Annotated in this window: 6 protein-coding genes; all 6 read left to right on the top strand. The window is 45.4% G+C overall.

The features are described from left to right. Positions 1-254: transposase (locus BBW68_RS00875; protein WP_148127484.1), on the top strand; the 254-nt coding region annotated here is incomplete at its 5' end. 48 nt (positions 255-302) lie between these two features. Continuing rightward, positions 303-1,391 carry a dTDP-glucose 4,6-dehydratase gene (gene rfbB, locus BBW68_RS00870; protein WP_070133614.1) on the top strand — a complete coding sequence of 363 codons (1,089 nt, stop codon included), beginning with the start codon at positions 303-305 and terminating at the stop codon, positions 1,389-1,391. Continuing rightward, entirely contained in the window at positions 1,388-2,287 is a 900-nt protein-coding gene (gene rfbD / locus BBW68_RS00865) for a dTDP-4-dehydrorhamnose reductase (protein WP_070133613.1), read from the top strand. The genes rfbB and rfbD overlap by 4 nt, the downstream gene beginning before the upstream one ends. Before the next feature lie 52 nt (positions 2,288-2,339). Next, positions 2,340-3,212 carry a glucose-1-phosphate thymidylyltransferase RfbA gene (gene rfbA / locus BBW68_RS00860; RefSeq protein WP_070133612.1) on the top strand — a complete coding sequence of 291 codons (873 nt, stop codon included), beginning with the start codon at positions 2,340-2,342 and terminating at the stop codon, positions 3,210-3,212. Positions 3,213-3,216: 4 nt separating this feature from the next. Further along, complete coding sequence (rfbC, locus tag BBW68_RS00855; protein WP_070133611.1) at positions 3,217-3,759, top strand: dTDP-4-dehydrorhamnose 3,5-epimerase; 543 nt, start codon at positions 3,217-3,219, stop codon at positions 3,757-3,759. A 261-nt stretch (positions 3,760-4,020) separates the two neighbouring features. After that, the gene (locus tag BBW68_RS20265) at positions 4,021-4,371 is read left to right on the top strand and encodes a DegT/DnrJ/EryC1/StrS family aminotransferase (RefSeq protein WP_245166486.1); all 351 of its coding nucleotides are present in this window, start codon (positions 4,021-4,023) and stop codon (positions 4,369-4,371) included. The last annotated feature ends 230 nt before the right edge of the window (positions 4,372-4,601 follow it).

Here is a 4,601-nt window from a genome sequence, read left to right as displayed (position 1 = left end):
TACTGGATGTGAGCGATTTTAAGCATTACAGGATCAATCACAGCACCCAGTTTGTCGACAAAAAAGACCGGCAAAATCACATCAATGGTATCGAGAATTTTTGGAATCAGGCGAAGCGTCACATGCGTAAATTTAACGGCATTCCGAAGGCACATTTTGAGCTGTATCTGAAGGAATGTGAGTGGCGATTTAACACTCCAAGTGCAAAACAGCAATTAACTATTTTAAAACAGATAGTTAAAGGTAAAATTTAAACCTTATCTAGGACAGCCCCTAAAATTGAATACAGAGAGAATATAAGCGTGAAAATTTTAGTGACAGGCGGAGCCGGATTTATCGGCTCGGCCGTGGTTCGCCATATTATTAGCAATACCTCTGACAACGTCATTAATGTCGATAAATTAACCTACGCCGGTAATCTAGAATCTTTGGCGGAAGTTAGCAGCAGTAAACGCTATGCCTTTGTGCAGGCAGATATCTGCAACAGCGCGGCTTTGAGTGCCATCTTCAGCCAGCATCAGCCTGATGCGGTGATGCATCTGGCAGCGGAGAGTCATGTTGACCGCTCAATCAGCGGCCCGGCAGCATTCATTGAAACCAATATCGTGGGTACCTGTGTCCTGTTGGAAGCGGCGCGCAGCTACTGGAATGGATTAGATTTAGACCGCAAGGCTGCCTTTCGCTTCCACCATATTTCTACGGATGAAGTGTATGGCGACCTGCCGCATCCTGATAAAGAGCCAGCAGGTAGTGCACTACCCCTGTTCACTGAAACTACGCCGTATGCACCCAGCAGCCCTTACTCCGCTTCAAAAGCATCCGGCGACCATCTGGTTCGCGCTTGGCTGCGTACCTACGGTTTCCCGACTGTCGTCACCAACTGCTCCAATAATTACGGTCCGTACCACTTCCCGGAAAAACTGATCCCGCTGGTGATCCTCAACGCGCTGGATGGCAAACCGCTTCCGGTATATGGAAAAGGCGATCAAATCCGCGACTGGTTGTATGTAGAGGACCACGCTCGCGCTCTGTATACCGTGGTGACGCAAGGGCAGACAGGTGAGACCTACAACATCGGCGGTCACAATGAGAAGCAGAATCTGCAGGTGGTAGAAACCATCTGTGACCTGCTGGACGAACTGGTGCCAAAAGAGTGCAGCTACCGCCAGCAGATTACCTATGTTGCCGACCGCCCAGGCCACGATCGCCGCTACGCTATCGATGCTACTAAGATTGCCGCAGAACTTGACTGGCAGCCGCAGGAAACCTTTGAAAGCGGGATTCGCAAGACGGTGCAGTGGTATCTGACTAACAGCGAGTGGGTTAGCAATGTGAAGAGCGGGGCTTACCAGTTTTGGATTGAGCAGAATTACAGCGAACGTCAACCATGAATATTCTACTTTTTGGGAAAAATGGTCAGGTAGGCTGGGAGTTACAATGCCTCCTAGCGCCGCTAGGTAACGTCACCGCGCTGGCAACATCCTCTACTGATTATTGTGGTGACTTCACTAACACTGCAGGCATTATTGCCACCATCCGCGCCATTCAACCTGACGTCATCGTTAATGCAGCCGCCTACACTGCCGTTGATAAAGCGGAGAGTGAGCCGGAACAGGCACGCTTAATTAATGCCGTAACAGTTGAGGCCATCGCTAAAGAAGCTCAGGCACTCGGTGCATGGCTGGTGCATTACTCCACTGACTATGTTTTTCCAGGTAACGGAGAGCAGGCGTGGGTTGAAGAAGATGCCACCGGGCCGCTCAATGTTTACGGTGCAAGCAAACTGGCGGGTGAGCAGGCTATCCAACGGCATTGTCATAAGCATCTTATCTTCCGCACTAGCTGGGTTTATGCCACTAAAGGCAGTAATTTCGCCAAGACAATGCTACGACTGGCAAAAGAGCGGGCTGAACTGGGGATTATTAACGATCAGTGCGGAGCACCAACCGGTGCGGATCTGTTGGCTGATTGTACTGCCCATGCCATTACTGCTGCTCAGCGTGACTCTTCGGTTGCCGGTCTTTATCATCTGGTTGCTTCAGGAACTACCACATGGTTCGAGTACGCGAGTCTGGTATTTACTGAAGCAAGAATGGCTGGTGTTGAGCTAGTGCTCAATGATGCGAAACCTCTGCCAACCAGCGGCTATCCAACTCCGGCTCAGCGACCATTAAATTCTCGTCTTGATAACGCAAAGTTTCAGCAAACATTTGGACTTAACTTGCCAGAGTGGCAGGCAGGCGTCCGGCGCATGCTCGAAGAGCTTGCAGCATTACAGGCAATTTAACCCTACATTCAAATTCTAAGATTTGCTCAGAATGACAGATTAGAGATACCCAATGCGTAAAGGAATTATTCTGGCTGGCGGTTCCGGTACCCGTCTGTACCCGGTCACGATGGCCGTCAGCAAGCAGCTGTTACCTATCTATGACAAGCCGATGATCTATTACCCAATCAGCACCCTGATGCTGGCGGAAATTCGCGATATTTTAATTATCAGTACCCTGCAGGATACACCGCGCTTTGAGCAACTGCTGGGCGATGGCAGTCAGTGGGGCCTGAACCTGCAATACAAAGTACAGGACAGCCCGGACGGACTGGCGCAGGCCTTTATTATCGGCGAAGAGTTTATCGGTGATGACAATGTAGCACTGGTGCTGGGCGATAACATTTTCTACGGTCATGACTTGCCGAAAGAGCTGGAAGCTGCAGTAAACCAGAAATCTGGTGCTACGGTCTTTGCTTACCACGTCAACGATCCAGAACGTTACGGCGTAGTTGAGTTTGATAAAGAGGGTATCGCCGTATCCCTTGAAGAGAAACCGCTGGAGCCGAAAAGTAATTATGCAGTGACCGGGTTATATGTCTATGACAACAGCGTAGTTAAGATGGCGAAGAGCCTGAAACCCTCACCGCGCGGTGAGTTGGAGATTACTGATATCAATCGCCTGTATATGGAGCAGGGCAATCTGTCTGTCGCCATGATGGGACGTGGCTATGCATGGCTGGACACCGGTACGCACCATAGCCTAATTGAAGCCAGTAATTTTATTCAGACCATCGAACAGCGACAGGGCCTGAAAGTCTCCTGCCCAGAAGAGATTGCTTACCGTAAAGGGTTTATTAACACGGAGCAGGTCAAGAAACTGGCTGCACCTCTGTCGAAGAATGAATATGGGCAGTATCTGCTCAAAATGGTGAGAGGATACTGATGCCATGAACGTGATTAAAACTGAAATCCCTGATATACTAATTTTTGAACCCAAGGTGTTTGGCGATGAGCGCGGTTTCTTCTTTGAAAGCTTCAACCAGCAAGTGTTCGAAGAATCGATAGGGCGCAAAATTGGGTTTGTTCAGGATAACCACTCCAAGTCTTCAAAAGGTGTTTTACGCGGACTGCACTTTCAGTTAGCGCCACACACGCAGGGTAAATTAGTACGCTGTGTCGCTGGTGAAGTGTTTGATGTGGCTGTTGATATCCGTAAGGATTCTGCGACGTTTGGGAAATGGGTTGGAGTGAACTTATCCGCAGAGAATAAACTTCAGATGTGGATACCTGAAGGTTTTGCTCATGGATTATTGGTTCTCAGTGAAATAGCAGAATGTCTATATAAAACTACTAATTATTATAATCCCAATAGTGAAAGGTCTATATTTTATAACGATAGCGAATTAAACGTGAACTGGCCAATGGAAAATAGTAGCTTAATTCTTTCAGAAAAAGACCGTAATGCGAATAAATTTTCATTATATAAATAATATTTTATACCAATAAATAAAGAATTAATTAAGGAATAAAAAGTAATTCCATTCAACAAGCCTTATTTGCATGGGAAGCAACTGGTTTATATTTCTAAAGCTGTGGTAGGAAGTGAAATTTCTGGCGATGACATTTTTAAAAAATGTCATGGTTTTTTGAGCGGCACTACGATTTAAAGAAAGCATCACTGACTACCTCGTGCACCGATGCTTTAGAAATGTCAGCTATACTCCTAGAAATTCAACCGGGTAATAAAATTATTGCACTTTTATTTATTTTGTATCAACGGTAAATGCTTCTTCACTAAGAAGCGCAGTTATAAAATTGCAAATGGTTATAGTAATAATTCTAACGTTGATCTAGTAAGGATTGAAACACTAATAAATAATAAAACAAAAGCTATTGTGGTAGTTCATTATGTAAAGATGGGTTCTTGTGATATGAATGTAGTTATGATGCTATCGCAGAAATATAACATTTCTGTTATAGAAGACGCGGTACAAGCAATTGATTTTTATTATAAAGAAAAGCCCCTTGGCAGTATTGGTGCTTTTAGAATATTTCCATTTCACGAAACAAAAAACATAATATCTGGTAAGGTGGGATGTTAGTTATTAATGGTGATAACATATTAATCGTGCTGAGGTTATAAGAGAGAAGAAAACTGATCGCGCTTTATTTTTTAGGGGTGAAGTGAATAAATATGGTTAGGTTGATATTGGTTCATCTTTTTTATCGTTAGATAAAATAGCGGCATATTTATACGCCCAACTCTGTGTTTATAATCTAAAAGCTATGGCTGTAGAGAAAATCTGGCGGAACGCGGTCATCCGCCTGCTGC

The organism is Candidatus Erwinia dacicola (genome assembly GCF_001756855.1).
Classification (GTDB): domain Bacteria; phylum Pseudomonadota; class Gammaproteobacteria; order Enterobacterales; family Enterobacteriaceae; genus Erwinia; species Erwinia dacicola.
This window is presented reverse-complemented; position numbering and strand designations above follow the sequence as displayed.

What these genes read in the sequence shown, in the direction of transcription:
- rfbD (WP_070133613.1), top strand. Translation starts at nt 1,388, where the DNA reads ATGAATATTCTACTTTTTGGGAAAAATGGTCAGGTAGGCTGGGAGTTA.
- rfbA (WP_070133612.1), top strand. Translation starts at nt 2,340, where the DNA reads ATGCGTAAAGGAATTATTCTGGCTGGCGGTTCCGGTACCCGTCTGTAC.
- rfbC (WP_070133611.1), top strand. Translation starts at nt 3,217, where the DNA reads ATGAACGTGATTAAAACTGAAATCCCTGATATACTAATTTTTGAACCC.